This is a genomic window from Escherichia sp. MOD1-EC5950, from assembly GCF_002965345.1.
GTDB lineage: Bacteria > Pseudomonadota > Gammaproteobacteria > Enterobacterales > Enterobacteriaceae > Escherichia > Escherichia marmotae.
In genome coordinates this window covers 25,267-45,469 of sequence record NZ_PTSR01000025.1, presented here as the reverse complement: position 1 = coordinate 45,469, position 20,203 = coordinate 25,267, and the positions used below count along the sequence as shown (strand labels likewise).

General features: G+C 49.9%; 19 protein-coding genes and 1 other RNA gene. 12 read left to right on the top strand and 8 right to left on the bottom strand.

Translation table 11 applies throughout. The annotated features are described in order from the left end of the window. Window positions 1-17: 17 nt before the first annotated feature. The 7 genes from tdcB to garP all read right to left on the bottom strand — a co-directional run bounded on the left by tdcB (window position 18) and on the right by garP (window position 7,500). A complete protein-coding gene (tdcB, locus tag BEA93_RS19610) occupies window positions 18-1,007 on the bottom strand; it encodes a bifunctional threonine ammonia-lyase/L-serine ammonia-lyase TdcB (protein WP_000548354.1) in 990 nt (329 codons plus the stop codon). A gap of 98 nt (window positions 1,008-1,105) precedes the next feature. After that, the gene (gene tdcA, locus BEA93_RS19605) at window positions 1,106-2,044 is read right to left on the bottom strand and encodes a transcriptional regulator TdcA (protein WP_000104220.1); all 939 of its coding nucleotides are present in this window, start codon (window positions 2,042-2,044) and stop codon (window positions 1,106-1,108) included. Window positions 2,045-2,809: 765 nt separating this feature from the next. After that, an RNA gene (rnpB, locus tag BEA93_RS19595) (RNase P RNA component class A) lies at window positions 2,810-3,186 on the bottom strand. A gap of 32 nt (window positions 3,187-3,218) precedes the next feature. Further along, window positions 3,219-4,364 carry a glycerate 2-kinase gene (gene garK / locus BEA93_RS19590; protein ID WP_105224984.1) on the bottom strand — a complete coding sequence of 382 codons (1,146 nt, stop codon included), beginning with the start codon at window positions 4,362-4,364 and terminating at the stop codon, window positions 3,219-3,221. Window positions 4,365-4,456: 92 nt separating this feature from the next. Continuing rightward, complete coding sequence (gene garR / locus BEA93_RS19585) at window positions 4,457-5,350, bottom strand: 2-hydroxy-3-oxopropionate reductase (protein WP_000178109.1); 894 nt, start codon at window positions 5,348-5,350, stop codon at window positions 4,457-4,459. A gap of 29 nt (window positions 5,351-5,379) precedes the next feature. Next, window positions 5,380-6,150: a 2-dehydro-3-deoxyglucarate aldolase gene (gene garL, locus BEA93_RS19580; RefSeq protein ID WP_105224983.1), complete on the bottom strand. Its 771-nt coding sequence runs from the start codon at window positions 6,148-6,150 to the stop codon at window positions 5,380-5,382. A 15-nt stretch (window positions 6,151-6,165) separates the two neighbouring features. Then, window positions 6,166-7,500 (bottom strand): galactarate/glucarate/glycerate transporter GarP, encoded by a 1,335-nt coding sequence (gene garP / locus BEA93_RS19575; RefSeq protein WP_000599621.1) that lies wholly within the window; start codon window positions 7,498-7,500, stop codon window positions 6,166-6,168. 372 nt (window positions 7,501-7,872) lie between these two features. On the opposite strand from garP, the gene garD reads away from it, so the two are divergent. Continuing rightward, the gene (gene garD, locus BEA93_RS19570) at window positions 7,873-9,444 is read left to right on the top strand and encodes a galactarate dehydratase (protein WP_001273732.1); all 1,572 of its coding nucleotides are present in this window, start codon (window positions 7,873-7,875) and stop codon (window positions 9,442-9,444) included. A gap of 51 nt (window positions 9,445-9,495) precedes the next feature. On the opposite strand, the gene agaR is transcribed toward garD, so the two are convergent. Then, a complete protein-coding gene (gene agaR / locus BEA93_RS19565) occupies window positions 9,496-10,320 on the bottom strand; it encodes an aga operon transcriptional regulator AgaR (protein WP_000072182.1) in 825 nt (274 codons plus the stop codon). A 248-nt stretch (window positions 10,321-10,568) separates the two neighbouring features. On the opposite strand from agaR, the gene kbaZ reads away from it, so the two are divergent. The 11 genes from kbaZ (at window position 10,569) to BEA93_RS19505 (ending at window position 20,160) form a co-directional block, all read left to right on the top strand. Continuing rightward, window positions 10,569-11,849 carry a tagatose-bisphosphate aldolase subunit KbaZ gene (kbaZ, locus tag BEA93_RS19555; RefSeq protein WP_016262581.1) on the top strand — a complete coding sequence of 427 codons (1,281 nt, stop codon included), beginning with the start codon at window positions 10,569-10,571 and terminating at the stop codon, window positions 11,847-11,849. Between the two features lie 26 nt (window positions 11,850-11,875). Continuing rightward, window positions 11,876-12,349, top strand: coding sequence for a PTS N-acetylgalactosamine transporter subunit IIB (gene agaV / locus BEA93_RS19550; RefSeq protein ID WP_016249235.1), 474 nt, complete (start codon window positions 11,876-11,878; stop codon window positions 12,347-12,349). Between the two features lie 10 nt (window positions 12,350-12,359). After that, window positions 12,360-13,139, top strand: coding sequence for a PTS N-acetylgalactosamine transporter subunit IIC (gene agaW / locus BEA93_RS19545; RefSeq protein ID WP_000406200.1), 780 nt, complete (start codon window positions 12,360-12,362; stop codon window positions 13,137-13,139). Continuing rightward, window positions 13,129-14,007: a PTS N-acetylgalactosamine transporter subunit IID gene (gene agaE / locus BEA93_RS19540; RefSeq protein ID WP_016249236.1), complete on the top strand. Its 879-nt coding sequence runs from the start codon at window positions 13,129-13,131 to the stop codon at window positions 14,005-14,007. Before agaW ends, agaE begins: the two co-directional genes overlap by 11 nt. A 17-nt stretch (window positions 14,008-14,024) precedes the next feature. Then, window positions 14,025-14,459: a PTS galactosamine/N-acetylgalactosamine transporter subunit IIA gene (agaF, locus tag BEA93_RS19535; protein WP_000948828.1), complete on the top strand. Its 435-nt coding sequence runs from the start codon at window positions 14,025-14,027 to the stop codon at window positions 14,457-14,459. A gap of 464 nt (window positions 14,460-14,923) precedes the next feature. After that, window positions 14,924-16,078 carry an AgaS family sugar isomerase gene (locus BEA93_RS19530; RefSeq protein WP_001114899.1) on the top strand — a complete coding sequence of 385 codons (1,155 nt, stop codon included), beginning with the start codon at window positions 14,924-14,926 and terminating at the stop codon, window positions 16,076-16,078. A 12-nt stretch (window positions 16,079-16,090) separates the two neighbouring features. Continuing rightward, window positions 16,091-16,951: a tagatose-bisphosphate aldolase subunit KbaY gene (gene kbaY, locus BEA93_RS19525; protein WP_105224981.1), complete on the top strand. Its 861-nt coding sequence runs from the start codon at window positions 16,091-16,093 to the stop codon at window positions 16,949-16,951. 167 nt (window positions 16,952-17,118) lie between these two features. Continuing rightward, window positions 17,119-17,595, top strand: a complete 477-nt coding sequence (gene agaB / locus BEA93_RS19520; protein WP_000098037.1) for a PTS galactosamine transporter subunit IIB — start codon at window positions 17,119-17,121, stop codon at window positions 17,593-17,595. A 38-nt stretch (window positions 17,596-17,633) separates the two neighbouring features. Then, complete coding sequence (gene agaC / locus BEA93_RS19515; protein WP_000544465.1) at window positions 17,634-18,437, top strand: PTS galactosamine transporter subunit IIC; 804 nt, start codon at window positions 17,634-17,636, stop codon at window positions 18,435-18,437. Next, window positions 18,427-19,218 carry a PTS galactosamine transporter subunit IID gene (agaD, locus tag BEA93_RS19510; RefSeq protein ID WP_000534352.1) on the top strand — a complete coding sequence of 264 codons (792 nt, stop codon included), beginning with the start codon at window positions 18,427-18,429 and terminating at the stop codon, window positions 19,216-19,218. The genes agaC and agaD overlap by 11 nt, the downstream gene beginning before the upstream one ends. Before the next feature lie 228 nt (window positions 19,219-19,446). Next, entirely contained in the window at window positions 19,447-20,160 is a 714-nt protein-coding gene (locus BEA93_RS19505) for a galactosamine-6-phosphate isomerase (protein WP_001194135.1), read from the top strand. The last annotated feature ends 43 nt before the right edge of the window (window positions 20,161-20,203 follow it).

Sequence of the window (20,203 nt, the reverse complement as noted above, 5' to 3'; positions counted from 1 at the left end):
TATCCTCAACGAATTAATTAAGCGCCAACGAAACCGGTGATTTGAGAGACGCGGGAAAGATCGATATTACCGCCGGAAATAATACTGACGGTTTTTCTGTTTTGAATATATTGGTCTAATTTACCGCTTAATAATGCAGCACATGCCAGAGCGCCCGCGCCTTCGGTGACGACTTTATTGCGCTGAATTAAGGCAATCATACTGTTTCTGATTTCGTCTTCGCTAACCAGCACGATATCATCGACTAATTCACGAACGATTTCGTAAGTTAAATTACCCGGGCGAGCGACATCACAACCATCCGCCAGGGTGCCGGTAGTTCGGTGCGTGGTTATTTCTCCCGAGTGGAAAGAAGCCGCCATACCGTGAACGTTTTCTGACTGCACACCAATAACACGGATAGTTGGGTTAATAGATTTAATCGCCACTGCAATACCGGCAATTAAACCACCACCGCCAATTGGTACAATTACGTTATCGACATCATAGAGATCTTCCATAATTTCCAGACCAATCGTTCCCTGGCCGGCAATGACTTTCGGATCATCATAAGGGGGAATAAAGATGCGACCTTCCGTTTCGACAATTTCACTTACTTTGGCGATGGTATCGTTGAAGTTATCGCCATGCAGTACGACTTCAGCGGAGTAGTCACACGTTGCCGCAACTTTGGATTTTGGCGCGCCTTTCGGCATCACGACTTTACCATCAATCCCCAGCATCGCACAGGAAAGCGAAACCCCTTGTGCATGGTTGCCCGCCGAACAGGCCACTACCCCCTTGCGTTTCTCGGCATCGGTTAAGGAGCTTAATTTATTAAATGCACCTCGAATTTTAAATGAACCAGTACGCTGCATGTTTTCAAACTTCAGGAATATTTCACCTTTGCAACGTTCACTAAAGTAGTTAGAGCGAGGCATGCCTGTTTTATAAATTCGCCCAGCCAGACGTTGTTTTGCTTCAATAATGTCATCAATAGCAACCGGCAGATCGTATGTAATATGCATTATAAAACCTCTTCGCCTGAATTAAATTTGTAGGTAACCGTAACCAACACCTGTAAAAATACAGGTGGATTATTCATGTTTAAATAAAAAACAAATAACTAACCAACTTCTATTAATTGCCTTCGTCGACACCCATTATAAGATGAATACTCTTTAGCTAATTCCACCAAAACTGATGCTGCTTTTTTGATACGATAATTTTTTGACCATACTGCGGCATATCGTGCCACCGGCAACGTTTCCTCAACCGGAATAGTAATAAATTGATTAGAACCAAAAGGTGAAGTCATATCGCAGGGTATAACGGTTAAGAAATCAGCATTGAGAACAAGATTATAAATGGTGACGACCGAGTCGGTTTTAACGATGTTTTCAATACTGATGCCATTTCTTTGTAGCGTGGTGAGTAGCTCGCTGTAGTATCCCATATTCGTTTGTGGCAACACCCACTGTTCGTTCTTCAAAGACTCCAGCGTGGTGGTGCCGGTGCATGTTCGGGACTTACCGGCAACCAGCACGAATTCTGATTCGAACAGCGGCTCAACATGCAAATCCTGAAGCTTCATTTCTGCACTTAACGTACCTATCGCAAAATCCAGGCGCCCATCGCGGATAGCCGGTAAGAACGAAGACAGTTGCGCTTCATACATTGAGACCTGCGCTTTCGGGAACACCTCTTTGAATTTGTTGATCATCCCGGACATAAAGGTAAAGCCAATCAGCGATGGAAAACCAAATGAGACTTCCACTACAGCCTCAGTGGACATACCGCTAATCTCATTAACCATATTTTTCATTTCGCGGGTAATGGATTCGGAACGAGAGAGCAACAATTGACCAGCAGGTGTCAGCGTTACGCCGGTATTTTTCCGAACGACTAATTCAACGCCAAAATAATCTTCAATATCGTTAATGATTTTACTTACCGCTGGTTGAGTTAACCCTAATTCTTTTGCAGCCGATCCAATAGAGCCACTTCTGATGACTTCCTGAAAGACTACCAGGTGTTGCGTTTTAGGAAGAAGAATAGTGCTCATAACAACCTGCGTTAATTACCTCATTGACGGAATGAATTGTATCAAAATGGAATGAACAGGATATGTGCGACCACTCACAAATTAACTTTCAATAGTTTTCCAGGTAAATCCTTAAAGCGATATATCCATTTAATATCAATGAGTTAGACAATAAAAATCAACACAAAGCCTGACTTTTATCAAAAAAACAAGGGGGGATAACCATATTTTATGGCGATAACAACACGCTTGATTTTTCTTATTAGAAAATGTGCTTAGACGATATTTCAATCAATTACCGTGTATTTCGCAGACGAATTTTAAGTTAAATTTAATGAGCAAGTTATCAAATTTTATTATAAACAAATCGTTTTCATAGATAAATAATGCGGCACATCACATTTTTTTGCGCCATTTGTTGAAGATGAAACATTGATTATAGCAAAAGCTTAAAACCTAACAAACATATATTAAACAAACAAAACAATTGATTAACGTCATTTTTCCTCTCAATGGCAGGACGTCATTTTGTGAACGCAATCGTTTCCCATGATTTATTCTTGTTTTACGGTTACCGAATAGCATTTTGTGTTGAGGATCACAAAACTAATAATTGCTATTCGAAGTAAGTTATCAGCATAGACCACAGGATGGCTAAAAAGAGTGTTTATATTAAACCAACAGGCCGCGTTCTTTTGGGTATAGCGTCGTGGACAGTCATTCATCTTCCCGCCCGCCCCAAAAAGCAAAAACCCGCCAGCTTGCACTGACGGGCTTTGTTAAATCAGGTGAAACTGACCGATAAGCCGGGTTCTGTCGTGGACAGTCATTCATCTAGGCCAGCAATCGCTCACTGGCTCAAGCAGCCTACCCGGGTTCAGTACGGGCCGTACCTTATGAACCCCTATTTGGCCTTGCTCCGGGTGGAGTTTACCGTGCCACGGACTGTTACCAGCCGCGCGGTGCGCTCTTACCGCACCCTTTCACCCTTACCTGATCCCACTTGCGTGGGCCATCGGCGGTTTGCTCTCTGTTGCACTGGTCGTGGGTTTCCCCCCCAGGCGTTACCTGGCACCCTGCCCTATGGAGCCCGGACTTTCCTCCCCTCCGCCCGTCTCCCCCGAAGAGGACGACGACGAAGCGGCGACTGTCTGGTCAGCTTCGGCGCGAAGTATAGAGGGTTTGCACGCCCTTGTCACCCCGCACTGCGCATTCCAATCGCCAGTGTGGCGGCGATATTGCGTGAAGCGCGGTAAATATTGTCATAAGCCCCGCTGAAAGCTTCATCCAGGGTAACAATGCTGTTCAACACGCTGAATACGGCATCGATGCCGTGCTGATGCACAACGCCGACATCCTTCGTCAGACTCCCTGCAATACCAATTACCGGTTTATGATATTTCTTCGCGACATTCGCTACGCCAATCGGTACTTTGCCGTGGATACTCTGGCTATCAATGCGCCCTTCTCCGGTGATCACCAACGTACAATCGTGAATATGTTCTTCCAGATTCAACGCCGTAGTCACAATCTCAATGCCGCTCTTTAGCTCTGCACCAAGAAACGCCATTAGCGCCGCCCCCATACCGCCCGCAGCACCAGATCCGGGGACGTCTTTCACATCAACATACAGCGATTTTTTGATGACATCAGCATAGTGAGAGAGATTCTTGTCCAGCTCAACAATCGTGGCTTCATTAGCCCCTTTCTGCGGGCCAAAGATACGTGAAGCGCCGCTGTCACCCACCAGCGGATTGGTGACATCGCAGGCGACGCGAATCGTACAATCCTTTAAGCGTGGATCAAGGCCAGAGATATCAATGGTATTCAGGGTATTGAGGCTGCCGCCACCAAAGCCGATTTCATTACCACTGGCATCGCTTAACTTCGCTCCCAGCGCCTGCACCATTCCCGCGCCGCCATCATTGGTAGCACTGCCGCCAATGCCGATAATAATAGTGGTTGCGCCGCTCTCCAGCGCCTGCAAGATTAACTCACCCGTACCACGAGAAGTGGTCACCAATGGATCACGCTTTTCCGCTGGAACCAACGCCAGCCCACTGGCCGCCGCCATTTCAATAAACGCGGTTTTACCGTCGCCAGAGATCCCCCAACAGGCATTCACCTTCTCACCCAGCGGCCCCGTAACCCAGGCTTGACGTTCGGCCCCCTGAGTGGCAGCAATCATCGCTTCCACCGTTCCTTCACCGCCATCAGCAACGGGAACAGAAACATAGTGTGCATCAGGAAAAATTTCCCGAAATCCCTTTTCTATCGCCTGCGCAACCTCGCTGGCAGATAAACTTTCTTTGTAAGAGTCTGGGGCGATTACGATTTTCATATCTTTGCCTGTTACCACATGACGCCGGAGGGCGTTTCTCTTATTCGGCCTGGCTCCCAGCCCGGATTGCACCACGCCATCCGGGCACGAAGTCACTCGCGAGTGACTTCGACTTTCGCCAGTTTTTCGTAGTAGCACGCCAGAGCGCTGTGGTCTGCTGTTCCCAGCCCATCGGCACGCAGCGCCTGCATCATCTCCATGACCACTGCGGTCAGCGGCAATTGCGCACCAACGTCATGGGAGGTATCCAGCGCATTTGCCAGATCCTTAATATGCAGATCGATACGGAAGCCCGGCTTGAAATTCCTGTCCATCACCATCGGCGCTTTTGCATCGAGTACAGTACTTCCCGCCAGCCCACCACGAATCGCCTGATAAACCAGATCAGGATTAACGCCCGCTTTGGTTGCCAGCGTTAACGCTTCTGACATCGCCGCAATATTCAGCGCTACAATGACCTGGTTTGCCAGTTTGGTGACGTTGCCTGCACCGATTTCTCCGGTATATACAACGGATCCCGCCATCGCTTTCATCAAGTCATAGTATTTGTCGAAAATAGCTTTGTCGCCACCCACCATCACTGACAGGGTGCCATCGATGGCTTTCGGTTCACCGCCGCTCACCGGGGCGTCCAGCATATCAATACCTTTCGCTTTCAGTGCTTCGCTGATTTCACGGCTTGCCAGCGGAGCGATTGAACTCATATCGATTAATACCGTCCCTGGTTTTGCACCTTCAATGATGCCATTTTCCCCCAGCGCCACCTCTTTCACGTGCGGAGAGTTTGGCAGCATGGTAATGATGACATCGCACTGTTCAGCGATGGCTTTAGCCGTAGACGCGGTTTCTGCACCTGCGGTAATCACGTCAGCGATAGCTTCTGGATTACGGTCAGAAACCACCAGCGAGTAACCTGCTTTCAGAAGGTTTTTACTCATTGGTTTACCCATAATACCCAGGCCAATAAAACCAACTTTCATAGTCATATCAATCATCTCTCTTGTTGCGGTGGTCGTTATTTTTTAAAGGCATCTGCCAGTTTCTGTGTGGCGGAGCGGAAAATACCGAGGTCGCTGCCGACAGCGACAAATGTGGCACCCCATTCCAGATAACGGCGTGCATCGGCTTCAACTGGCGCGAGGATGCCACTGGGTTTACCGTAAGCGCTGGCGCGGTTGAAAATATGTTGAATCGCTTTTTGTACCTCCGGATGTGACGCATTGCCGAGATGATCTAATGCCGCCGCCAGATCGCTGGGGCCAACGAAAATGCCATCAACGCCTTCGGTCGCAGCGATGGCGTCAACGTTATCGACGCCCTGCTGGCTTTCGATTTGCGCCAGAATGGCGATGTTCTTATTCGACCGGGCGAAATAGTCCGGTACGGTGCCAAACATATTGGCGCGATGAGAAACGGAGACGCCGCGAATACCTTCTGGTGGATAACGCGTTGATGCTACCGCCTGTACCGCGTCTTCTTCCGTTTCGACAAAGGGGATCAGGAAGTTGTAAAAACCGATATCTAACAGGCGCTTAATAATCACCGGTTCGTTGGTCGGCACCCGCACTACTGGCGCACTGGCGCTACCTTTCAACGCCATCAACTGCGGGATGAACGTGGAAATATCGTTTGGCGCATGTTCGCCATCCAGCACCAGCCAGTCAAAGCCAGCCAAACCAAGAACTTCAGTGCTGATCGGGTTAGAAAGTGCTGACCAGCAGCCAATCTGTACCTGTTTCGCAGCCAACGCGGCTTTGAACTTATTGGGGAAAATATCGTTATTCATCGCTTATACCTTTGCTTATTTCTGCAATTCCATACGTTTAATGTCACCAACCACGAAGAGGTAGCAGACCATTGCCATCAGCGCCGAACATCCCACAAATACCAGCGCCGCATTGAAGGAATGCAGTTCACTAACCAGGTAACCAATCACCAGTGGAGTGACAATGGAGGCGACATTGCCAAAGACGTTAAAGACGCCGCCGCAGAGGCCAACAATCTCTTTCGGTGCGGTATCGGAAACCACCGGCCAGCCCAGTGCGCCAAATCCTTTGCCAAAGAAGGCTAACGCCATCAGCATGACCACCAGCGTGGTGTTGTTGGTGTAGTTACATAAGATGATGGTGGAAGCCAGCAACATTCCCAGCACAATTGGTAGCTTACGTGCCAGAGTCAGTGACAAACCGCGTTTGATCAGATAATCCGAGAAGACACCCCCAAGCACGCCGCCAGCAAATCCACACAATGCCGGAATCGACGCAACCAGGCCGACTTTCAGAATCGACATCCCCTTTTCCTGTACCAGATAAATCGGGAACCAGGTGAGGAAGAACCAGGTGATGGTGTTGATAAAATATTGCCCGAAAAATACCCCCAGCATCATGCGGTTAGAGAGCAATTGCTTGATGTAATGCAGCTTAGGACCGCTTGCTGTCGCACCGCCTGGCTTTTTGTGATCCATATCGACCACCGCACCATTTTCGGAGATAAACTTCAACTCTTCCGCAGACATGCGCGGATGGTCTGTCGGGTTATGAATCAACTTAATCCACAGCGCCGTTAGTACAAAACCAATCCCCCCCATAACGGTAAAAACGTGCTCCCAGCCCCAGGCGAAAGTCAGCCAGCCAAGCAGCGGCGAAAAGAGCGCCAGCGAGAAATATTGCGCCGAGTTAAAGATGGCGGAAGCTGTTCCACGTTCTTTAGTCGGGAACCAGGCGGCAACAATACGGGCGTTCGCCGGGAATGACGGCGCTTCCGAGAAGCCCAACATAAAGCGCATGAAGAACATGGAGATCCCTGCCCAGGCAATAGGGAACATATCGACAAAGCCTTGCAGGAAGGTAAACAGCGACCAGAAAAAGAGGCTGTAAGTGTAAACTTTCTTCGATCCAAACTTATCCAGCAGCCAGCCGCCAGGGATTTGCATTAGCAGATAGGCCCAGCCAAAAGCGGAGAAAATGTACCCCATCGAAACCGTGCTTAATTGCAGTTCTTTTGCTACTTCAGTACCGGCAATCGACAGCGTTGCACGGTCGGCATAGTTAACGGCTGTCACAATAAAAATAATAAATAATATTAAATAGCGGGTATGCACGCTTTTCTTTTTTTCTTCAATGGTGTCCAGAATCATTTTATTTACCTCGGGTACTTATGTTGATTTTTATTATTGGGAAGGTATTATTTATGAGTTCCATTCATATAGTTATGACAATGGCCTCGTGAATTAGTATAAGCAGCGGGGTAATAATAATCATTGTGCAAATGCGAACTTAAATAATGTAATTTAAATATTATTTTGAGCATATGCACATAACATTGCGCGCTAAAGCACAGATTTACGCTTTGCCTTGCCGGGTAGCGTCGCAATCCCTGAAATGATTGACATTGATCACATTTCTACCGTTAAACTCCTGACATTCTTATTTCACCTAATGAAGTTATTTATTTTTAAATGAGATCTAATGCTCATTTTAATATCCCCCTGGCTGGAGAATATTGAACAATGGCCAATATCGAAATAAGACAAGAAACGCCGACTGCGTTTTATATAAAAGTTCATGACACAGATAATGTGGCAATTATTGTTAATGATAATGGCCTGAAAGCAGGAACGCGTTTTCCGGACGGCCTGGAATTAATTGAGCATATTCCCCAGGGGCATAAAGTCGCATTGATCGACATTCCTGCTGATGGCGAAATTATTCGTTATGGCGAAGTGATTGGTTACGCCATGCGCGCCATCCCACGTGGAAGCTGGATCGATGAATCGATGGTGGTTCTGCCTGAAGCGCCCCCCTTACATACTTTGCCTCTGGCAACCAAAGTGCCGGAACCTTTACCGCCGCTGGAAGGTTATACCTTTGAAGGCTATCGCAATGCCGATGGCAGTGTGGGCACCAAGAACCTGCTCGGCATCACGACCAGCGTGCATTGTGTGGCTGGCGTCGTCGATTACGTGGTGAAAATTATTGAGCGCGACCTGCTGCCGAAATACCCGAACGTCGATGGTGTGGTGGGGCTGAATCACCTGTACGGCTGTGGCGTGGCGATTAATGCCCCAGCGGCGGTGGTGCCTATTCGAACCATTCACAACATTTCGCTGAACCCAAACTTTGGCGGCGAGGTGATGGTGATTGGCCTCGGATGCGAGAAATTGCAACCAGAGCGCCTGCTGGTCGGTACGGACGATGTGCAGGCTATTCCACTGGAAAGCGCCAGTATTGTCAGCTTGCAGGATGAAAAGCATGTCGGTTTTCAGTCAATGGTTGAGGATATTTTGCAGGTTGCCGAACGCCATCTGCACAAGCTGAATCAACGTCAGCGAGAAACCTGCCCGGCTTCAGAACTGGTTGTTGGTATGCAGTGCGGCGGCAGCGATGCGTTTTCTGGCGTAACAGCCAATCCGGCGGTTGGCTATGCGTCTGATCTGCTGGTGCGTTGTGGTGCAACGGTGATGTTCTCGGAAGTGACGGAAGTACGCGACGCCATTCATCTGCTGACGCCGCGCGCCGTTAACGAAGAGGTCGGTAAGCGTCTGCTGGAAGAGATGGAATGGTACGACAACTATCTCAATATGGGGAAAACCGACCGCAGCGCCAACCCTTCGCCGGGAAACAAAAAAGGCGGTCTGGCAAACGTCGTGGAGAAGGCTCTCGGCTCCATTGCCAAATCAGGTAAAAGCGCGATTGTAGAAGTGCTGTCGCCAGGGCAGCGTCCGACCAAACGTGGATTAATTTACGCCGCGACGCCAGCCAGCGACTTTGTCTGTGGCACCCAACAGGTGGCTTCAGGAATTACCGTTCAAGTATTTACGACCGGTCGCGGCACACCTTACGGCCTGATGGCAGTGCCGGTCATTAAAATGGCAACCCGCACTGAACTGGCGAACCGTTGGTTTGATTTGATGGATATTAATGCGGGCACCATCGCCACCGGCGAAGAGACGATTGAAGAGGTGGGCTGGAAACTGTTCCACTTTATTCTCGACGTTGCCAGCGGGAAGAAGAAAACCTTCTCAGACCAATGGGGACTGCATAACCAACTGGCGGTGTTTAACCCGGCACCGGTGACTTGATAACTCAATTTGTATTATGCCCGATGGCACACGTTTATCGGGCATAGTAAGTCATAGCGAAGACGCGTTCTCCCCGACCAGAATCACCTCAACCCCGGCCTTTCGTAGCCCTTCCAGACTATCCGCAGGAATGCCTTCATCGACAATGATCATATCGATCCGCTGGGTATCAATGATCTTATGTAAACTGGAGCGATTGAACTTACTGGAATCTGTGACCACGATGATCCGTTCCGCAACTTCGCACATCCGGCGGTTCAAACGGGCTTCATCTTCATTGTGCGTACTGACGCCGCGCTCCAGATCGATAGCATCTACACCGAGAAACAGCATGTCGAAGTGGTAATTTTGCAGCGATTGTTCAGCCTGATCGCCATAAAAAGATTGTGACTGACGGCGCAAATGCCCGCCGGTCATCAGTAGCTCAACGCCTTCAGCTTCCAGCAAAGCATTAGCCACGTTCATACCGTTGGTCATCGCAATCACGTCAGTATGCTTGCGCATCAGACGGGCAATCTCAAAGGTTGTGGTTCCGGAGTCGAGGATCACGCGATGGCCAGGCTTAATCAGCTCAACAGCAGCTTTCGCAACGCTGCGTTTCATCGCAGTGTTGAGCGCACTTTTATCTTCCACCGAAGGTTCGACTGACGGTGTCGTGCTATCGCAGATCAACGCGCCACCATAAGCACGCACGGCGATCCCCTGCTTTTCCAGAAATGCCAGATCGTTACGGATCGTCACCGTAGAAACGCCGTACAATGCCGATAGATCATTAACTTGCACACTTCCTTGCTGCCGCAGGCGCTGAATGATCTGTTCTCGTCTCTCACTGGTGCCTGTTACTCGCTTCTCGCCTGAAGCGTCGGTATTACTCATAGTAAGTCCTTTCGTAAAACTTTCGTTTCATTTCGTTTTGCTTATTAACGCCTTTCTATTAACCAAATGCAAGCCCACATTGCCCATTGACGCAAGCGCCCCTCGTTTCAGAAGCTTTCATTATGTTTCTTTTGTGAATCAGATCAGAAAACCATTATCTTTCGTTTTATTTTTATCTCACCATGACGCAGTATCAATTGAAACAAAACGAAAGATCAAGGTTGCAGTAATCTAAACTGGAGAGGAAAGTGAAACATCTGACAGAAATGGTGAGGCAGCACAAAGGGGGCAAAACAAATGGGATTTATGCCGTTTGTTCCGCACATCCGCTGGTGCTGGAAGCTGCCATCCGCTACGCCTTCTCAAACCAAACGCCACTACTGATTGAAGCAACGTCCAATCAGGTGGATCAGTTCGGCGGTTATACCGGAATGACGCCTGCCGATTTTCGCGGCTTTGTTTGCCAGCTTGCCGACTCGCTGAATTTCCCACAAGACATGCTAATTCTCGGTGGCGATCATCTGGGACCTAACCGCTGGCAAAACCTGCCCGCAACCCAGGCGATGGCTAATGCCGATGATTTGATAAAAAGCTACGTCACGGCGGGATTCAAAAAAATTCACCTTGATTGCAGCATGTCCTGTCAGGGCGATCCGATCCCCTTAACCGATGACATCGTTGCTGAACGCGCCGCTCGCCTGGCGAAAGTGGCGGAAGAAACCTGCCGTGAACACTTTGGCGAGGCCGATCTGGTGTATGTCATTGGAACTGAAGTTCCGGTTCCTGGCGGCGCACATGAAACCTTAAGCGAACTGGCAGTGACTACACCGGATGCCGCCCGCACCACGCTGGAAGCCCATCGTCATGCTTTTGAAAAGCAAGGTCTGAATGCCATCTGGCCACGTATTATTGCGCTGGTGGTACAACCCGGCGTCGAATTCGATCACACCAACGTTATTGATTATCAGCCTGCAAAAGCGATCGCCTTAAGTCAGATGGTCGAAAACTACGAAACACTGATTTTCGAAGCTCATTCTACCGATTATCAAACACCGCAATCGCTGCGCCAGTTGGTCATTGACCACTTTGCCATTCTGAAAGTTGGCCCGGCGCTGACCTTCGCCCTACGTGAAGCACTGTTTTCTCTGGCGGCTATCGAAGAAGAACTGGTGCCAGCAAAAGCCTGTTCTGGTCTGCGTCAGGTACTGGAAAACGTGATGCTCGACCGTCCGGAATACTGGCAAAGCCATTACCACGGGGACGGGAACGCGCGTCGTCTGGCACGCGGCTACAGTTACTCGGATCGCGTGCGTTATTACTGGCCAGACCGGCAGATTGATGATGCTTTCGCCCACCTGGTCCGCAACCTGGCAGATGCGCCAATTCCGCAGCCACTCATCAGCCAGTACCTGCCGCTGCAATACGTAAAAGTTCGCTCCGGTGAGCTACAGCCAACGCCACGGGCACTCATTATTAACCATATTCAGGACATCCTGGCGCAGTACCACGCTGCCTGTGAAGGCCAGTAAGCCATAACAAAAACGAGGAACACGCTATGCCAAATATTGTTTTAAGCCGGATTGATGAACGCTTGATTCACGGTCAGGTCGGCGTTCAGTGGGTTGGATTTGCGGGGGCAAATCTGGTTCTGGTAGCCAATGATGAGGTTGCCGAAGATCCGGTACAACAAAACCTGATGGAAATGGTGCTGGCAGAAGGGATCGCCGTGCGTTTCTGGGCACTACAAAAAGTGATCGACAACATCCACCGCGCTGCTGATCGGCAGAAAATCTTGCTGGTTTGTAAAACACCAGCCGATTTCCTGACGCTGGTTAAAGGTGGCGTTCCGGTTAACCGCATTAACGTTGGCAATATGCACTACGCCAATGGTAAACAGCAAATCGCCAAAACGGTTTCTGTGGATGCGGGCGATATCGCGGCATTTAACGACCTGAAATCCGCAGGGGTGGAATGCTTCGTTCAGGGCGTCCCGACAGAACCTGCTGTGGACCTCTTTAAATTACTTTGAGGGATTCATCATGGAAATCAGTCTGTTGCAGGCATTCGCGTTGGGCATTATCGCCTTTATCGCAGGCCTGGATATGTTTAACGGCTTAACCCATATACACCGCCCGGTGGTTCTCGGGCCGTTGGTCGGGCTGGTACTTGGCGATCTGCATACCGGTATTTTAACTGGCGGTACACTGGAACTGGTGTGGATGGGGCTGGCTCCACTGGCGGGCGCACAGCCACCTAACGTGATTATCGGCACTATCGTCGGCACGGCATTTGCCATCACTACCGGCGTGAAACCGGATGTCGCGGTCGGCGTCGCCGTACCTTTCGCGGTCGCGGTACAAATGGGGATTACCTTCCTGTTCTCGGTGATGTCTGGTGTGATGTCCCGCTGCGACCGAATGGCGGAGAATGCCGATACGCGCGGTATTGAGCGCGTAAACTATCTGGCGCTACTGGCGCTCGGCACCTTCTATTTTCTCTGCGCTTTCCTGCCAATTTACTTCGGTGCGGAACATGCCAAAACCATCATTGATGTCCTGCCGCAACGGTTAATCGACGGCCTCGGCGTCGCGGGCGGCATCATGCCAGCAATCGGTTTTGCCGTACTACTGAAAATCATGATGAAAAACGTCTATATCCCTTACTTCATCCTGGGGTTCGTTGCCGCCGCCTGGCTCAAGTTACCGGTGTTGGCTATTGCCGCCGCCGCGCTGGCGATGGCGCTGATCGACCTGCTGCGTAAATCTCCTGAACCGACTCAACCTGCGGCACAGAAAGAGGAATTTGAAGATGGCATCTAATCAAACGACCCTGCCGAACGTCAGCGAAAATGAAGAAACACTGCTGAACGGCGTCAATGAAAACGTATATGAAGATCAGAGCATTGGCGCAGAGCTAACGAAAAAAGATATCAATCGCGTCGCATGGCGTTCCATGCTGTTACAGGCTTCTTTCAACTACGAACGTATGCAGGCTTCCGGTTGGCTGTACGGTCTGTTACCTGCACTGAAAAAGATCCACACCAATAAACGCGACCTGGCGCGCGCCATGAAAGGGCATATGGGTTTCTTCAATACTCACCCGTTTCTGGTGACGTTTGTTATTGGCATTATCCTCGCGATGGAGCGTTCCAAGCAGGACGTTAACAGTATTCAGAGCACCAAGATTGCTGTCGGTGCGCCGCTGGGCGGGATTGGCGATGCGATGTTCTGGCTGACGTTGCTACCAATTTGTGGCGGGATTGGTGCCAGTCTCGCGTTGCAAGGATCTATTCTCGGCGCTGTCGTATTTATTGTTCTGTTCAACGTGGTGCATCTCGGTCTGCGTTTTGGCCTTGCGCATTACGCTTATCGCATGGGCGTCGCGGCGATCCCGCTGATTAAAGCGAATACCAAAAAAGTCGGCCATGCGGCGTCTATCGTCGGGATGACGGTAATCGGCGCGCTGGTTGCAACCTATGTCCGTTTAAGCACCACTCTGGAAATCACGGCGGGCGACGCAGTGGTTAAGTTGCAGGCTGACGTTATCGACAAACTGATGCCTGCCTTCTTACCGCTGGTCTATACCCTGACCATGTTCTGGCTGGTACGTCGCGGCTGGAGTCCGTTGCGCCTGATTGCAATCACGGTGGTTCTCGGCATCGTCGGTAAATTTTGCCATTTCCTTTAAATACAATGAGGTAATAGATGTTAAGTATTATTTTGACAGGGCATGGCGGATTTGCCAGCGGCATGGAAAAAGCGATGAAACAAATTCTCGGTGAGCAATCGCAGTTTATCGCCATCGATTTTCCGGAAACCTCAAGCACCGCGCTGCTTACATCGCAGCTTGAAGAAGCCATCGCCCAACTGGATTGTGAAGACGGCATTGTTTTTCTAACGGATTTGCTCGGCGGCACGCCGTTTCGCGTGGCTTCAACGCTGGCGATGCAAAAACCGGGCTGTGAAGTGATCACCGGCACCAATTTGCAACTGTTACTGGAGATGGTGCTGGAACGTGAAGGGTTAAGTAGCGAAGAGTTTCGCGTGCAGGCGTTGGAGTGCGGACACCGTGGGCTGACCAGTCTGGTGGACGAGCTGGATCGCTGCCATGAAGAATGTCCGGTCGAGGAAGGGATATAAGGTAAGCGCCCCGCCGCTGTTAGTAAAAGACAGTGGGTGACGTTTTACACTTTCGTTTCTTTTCTGGCTTTCACTTTCCCCCGCAAGGTCTTTCTTTTGTTTTGACCTTTGCACCGGTGTCGGATGCGACGCTGACGCGTCTTATCCGACCTACGGAGCGTCGTTGCGGCGTAAATGTCGGATGTCTTATCCGACCTACGGCTGGTGACAGCCAGGCGGATAAGGCGTTTACGCCGCATCCGGCAATCAGTGCTGATATTTACACCATCATGCAATCCCTTTCACTTCCCTTATCTTTTCTTTCAACGATCACAAATTTCGTTTTATTTCTTTTTTCACCATTGAACTTTCAGTTTCTTTTATATAAATTTTAATCAACGAAAGAAATAACCAAGTGAAATGAAACGAAAGGCAAGCGAAAGCTACCCGCCTGAAGTCAAGTTCATCAGACTAAGGATTGCGTTATGCCAGAAAATTACACCCCTGCTGCTGCAACCACCGGCACATGGACTGAAGAAGAGATCCGCCATCAGCCTCGCGCATGGATCCGTTCGCTCACCAACATCGACACGTTACGTTCTGCGCTCGATAACTTCCTTGAACCGTTACTGCGCAAAGAGGATCTGCGGATCATCCTGACCGGAGCCGGAACCTCGGCATTTATCGGTGACATCATCGCGCCATGGCTCGCCAGCCAGACTGGAAAAAACTTCAGCGCCGTACCGACCACCGATCTGGTCACTAATCCAATGGATTACCTGAATCCAGCTCATCCTCTGCTGCTGATCTCCTTCGGTCGTTCCGGCAACAGCCCGGAAAGCGTCGCTGCCGTGGAACTGGCGAATCAGTTTGTGCCGGAGTGCTACCACTTGCCGATCACTTGTAACGAAGCGGGCGATCTCTATCAAAACGCGATTAACAGCGACAACGCGTTTGCCCTGCTGATGCCAGCAGAAACGCACGATCGCGGCTTTGCGATGACCAGCAGCATTACCACCATGATGGCCAGTTGCCTCGCGGTTTTCGCGCCAGAGACGATCAACAGCCAGACCTTCCGTGACGTGGCGGATCGTTGCCAGGTAATCCTGACCTCGCTGGGCGATTTCAGCGAAGGTGTGTTTGGTTACGCGCCGTGGAAACGGATCGTTTATCTCGGCAGCGGTGGCTTACAAGGCGCGGCACGCGAGTCGGCGTTGAAGGTACTGGAACTGACTGCGGGTAAGCTGGCGGCCTTTTATGATTCCCCAACTGGATTCCGTCATGGCCCGAAATCGCTGGTCAATGACGAAACGCTGGTGGTGGTGTTTGTCTCCAGCCACCCTTATACCCGTCAGTATGATCTTGATCTGCTGGCAGAATTACGCCGCGATAACCAGGCAATGCGCGTGATCGCCATCGCCGCTGAAAGCAACGACATTATCACCGCGGGTCCGCATATCATCCTGCCGCCGTCCCGTCACTTTATCGACGTTGAGCAGGCATTTTGCTTCCTGATATACGCTCAGACGTTTGCACTGATGCAGTCGCTGCATATGGGCAATACGCCGGATACCCCATCAGCCAGCGGCACCGTTAACCGTGTGGTGCAAGGTGTCATTATTCATCCGTGGCAGGCATAAGAGGATCGCATTATGAGCATTATCTCCACCAAATATCTGTTACAGGATGCCCTGGCCAATGGTTACGCAGTGCCTGCCTTTAACATTCATAACGCCGAGACGATCCAGGCGATCCTCGAAGTATGTAGTGAAATGCGATCGCCGGTGATCCTCGCCGGGACGCCGGGCACCTTTAAACATATCGCCCTGGAAGAGATCTACGCCCTGTGTAGCGCCTATTCCACGACCTACAACATGCCGCTGGCGCTGCATCTCGACCACCACGAATCGCTGGATGATATTCGCCGTAAAGTCCACGCCGGCGTGCGCAGTGCGATGATCGACGGCAGTCACTTCCCGTTTGTCGAGAACGTGAAGCTGGTGAAATCGGTTGTCGACTTCTGCCACTCGCAGGATTGCAGCGTGGAAGCGGAACTGGGTCGCCTGGGCGGTGTGGAAGATGATATGAGCGTTGACGCCGAAAGCGCGTTCCTTACCGACCCACAAGAAGCTAAACGCTTTGTCGAACTAACGGGCGTCGACAGCCTGGCGGTGGCGATTGGTACGGCGCACGGGTTATACAGCAAAACGCCGAAGATTGATTTCCAGCGACTGGCGGAAATTCGTGAAGTGGTGGATATTCCACTGGTGCTGCATGGTGCCAGCGATGTCCCGGATGAATTTGTCCGTCGCACTATTGAACTTGGCGTCACAAAAGTGAACGTTGCCACGGAATTAAAAATAGCCTTCGCTGGCGCAGTAAAAGCCTGGTTTGCGGAAAATCCGCAAGGTAATGATCCTCGTTATTATATGCGCGTCGGCATGGATGCAATGAAAGAAGTTGTCAGAAACAAAATTAATGTCTGTGGTTCAGAAAATAGAATTCCCGCGTAATTATTGATTTTTTTACGATTTATTTGAGTGTGCTGCCCGGTTAATATCGGGTAGTGCCTTAATGGTAAAGGAGATTATTAAAATTTAATAAATACACCAATATAATATCGCAACAGTAATATATTTAAATAAATTATATTATTCAACTTTTATGGTGAGGATTAAAAATGAGCAGTCCAAATATTCTCTTAACCCGTATTGATAATCGTCTGGTTCATGGCCAGGTTGGCGTTACCTGGACATCCACCATCGGCGCAAATTTGCTGGTGGTCGTGGATGATGTTGTCGCTAATGATGATATTCAACAGAAATTAATGGGCATTACCGCGGAAACTTACGGTTTTGGCATTCGTTTCTTTACTGTCGAAAAAACCATTAACGTCATCGGCAAAGCTGCACCACATCAGAAGATATTCCTGATTTGCCGTACACCGCAAACAGTACGTAAATTGGTGGAAGGGGGAATAGAACTGAAAGACGTTAACGTCGGCAATATGCATTTCTCGGAAGGGAAAAAGCAAATCAGCAGTAAAGTTTATGTCGATTTTCAGGATCTCGCTGATTTACGTTTTATTAAGCAACGTGGCGTGAATGTTTTTATTCAGGACGTCCCCGGTGATCAAAAAGAACAAATACCTGACTAAATCTAAAATCGCCTTAATATTGGTTTGAGGTAATAAAAATGCATGAAATAACCCTAATTCAGGGGCTATCCCTGGCGGCATTAGTTTTCGTTCTGGGGATTGATTTTTGGCTGGAAGCCTTGTTTTTATTCCGTCCGATAATCGTTTGTACCCTTACTGGAGCAATACTCGGTGATATTCAGACCGGCTTAATTACCGGTGGTCTGACAGAACTGGCGTTCGCCGGATTAACCCCTGCCGGTGGTGTTCAACCGCCCAACCCTATCATGGCGGGTCTGATGACTACCGTCATTGCGTGGTCTACGGGGGTGGATGCCAAAACGGCAATTGGTCTTGGCCTGCCGTTTAGTTTGTTAATGCAGTACGTCATTCTGTTTTTCTATTCCGCTTTCTCATTATTTATGACCAAAGCGGATAAATGCGCGAAAGAGGCGGATACGGCCGCGTTTTCCCGACTTAACTGGATAACGATGCTGATTGTTGCCTCTTCATATGCAGTGATTGCGTTTCTTTGTACCTACCTGGCGCAAGGCGCGATGCAGGCGCTGGTAAAGGCGATGCCAGCCTGGTTGACTCATGGTTTTGAAGTGGCCGGCGGTATTTTACCTGCCGTTGGTTTTGGTCTGCTGCTGCGCGTGATGTTCAAAGCGCAATACATCCCTTACCTGATCGCCGGTTTCCTGTTTGTTTGCTACATCCAGGTCAGCAACCTGTTACCGGTCGCCGTACTGGGGGCAGGTTTTGCGGTGTATGAATTTTTCAATGCGAAATCCCGGCAGCAAGCGCAACCGCAGCCCGTTGCCAGTAAAAATGAAGAAGAGGACTACAGCAATGGGATCTGAAATCAGTAAAAAAGATATCACCCGTCTGGGCTTTCGTTCATCGCTGCTGCAAGCGAGCTTTAACTACGAAAGGATGCAGGCGGGGGGATTTACCTGGGCGATGTTGCCGATCCTGAAAAAGATTTATAAGGACGACAAACCGGGCTTAAGCGCGGCGATGAAAGATAACCTCGAATTTATTAACACCCACCCGAATCTGGTCGGATTCCTGATGGGATTACTCATTTCGATGGAAGAGAAAGGGGAAAATCGCGACACCATTAAAGGCCTCAAAGTGGCGCTGTTTGGCCCAATCGCCGGGATTGGCGATGCGATTTTCTGGTTTACCTTATTGCCGATTATGGCGGGGATTTGCTCATCGTTTGCCAGCCAGGGAAACCTGTTGGGGCCGATTCTGTTTTTCGCCGTTTACCTGCTTATCTTTTTCCTGCGCGTTGGCTGGACTCACGTTGGTTATTCGGTCGGTGTGAAGGCGATTGATAAAGTGCGAGAGAACTCGCAGATGATCGCCCGTTCGGCAACTATCCTCGGGATCACGGTAATCGGCGGGCTGATCGCTTCGTATGTACATATTAACGTCGTGACGTCGTTTGCTATCGACAGTACTCACAGCGTCGCGCTGCAACAGGATTTCTTCGATAAAGTCTTCCCGAATATTTTGCCGATGGCTTACACCCTGTTGATGTATTACTTATTACGGGTGAAAAAAGCGCATCCGGTGCTGTTAATCGCCGTCACGTTCGTGCTTTCCATCGTTTGTTCCGCATTCGGTATTTTGTAAATGGAATGAGGCACTGCGCCTGACGGTGCCTCAGATTGTTGACAAAGTGCGCTTTGTTCATGCCGGATGCGGCGTGAACACCTTGTCCGGCCTACAAAAGCACACAAATTCAATATATTGCAGAGATCACGTAGGCCTGATAAGCGTAGCGCATCAGGCAATTTAGCGTTTGTCATCGGTCTTCGCATCGCGCCTGACGGTGCCTCTCTACACAAGGAATTTCTCCTCATGCAAACCTTACAGCACTTCGATGACTACACTGCGCTCAGTGAACACGCCAGCGAACATTTGCTGACGTTAATCCGCAACACCCCCAATGCAGTCATCTGCCTCGCGACCGGCGCAACCCCCGTGCTTACCTACAGTTATCTGGTGGAAAAAATCCACCAGCAGCACGTTGATGCCAGCCAACTGACCTTCGTGAAGCTCGACGAATGGGTAGATCTGCCATTAACCGCGCCCGGCACCTGCGAAACCTTCCTTCAGCAACATATCGTGCAGCCGCTGGGGTTACGTGAAGACCAGCTCATCAGCTTTCGTTCCGAAGGGATAAACGAGACAGAGTGCGAGCGGGTAACGGATTTAATTGCGCGCAAAGGTGGTCTCGATTTGTGCGTTCTCGGATTGGGGAAAAACGGTCATCTGGGACTGAACGAACCGGGAGAAAGCCTGCAACCGGCCTGCCATATCAGCCAACTTGATGTGAAAACCCAGCAACATGAGATGTTAAAAACCGCTGGTCACCCCGTGACCCGGGGGATCACCTTAGGCTTGAAGGATATTCTCAATGCCCGCGAAGTTTTGCTACTGGTGACTGGCGAAGGAAAGCAGGATGCGACAGAACGTTTTCTCACAGCCACAGTCTCCACCACTATCCCCGCTTCGTTTTTATGGCTACATAACCATTTCACATGTTTGATTGATGGGATGCGTCATCGTTAACATCCCCCTAAGCCAGGCAAAAGCAAGTGGCCCCTGGGTTCTT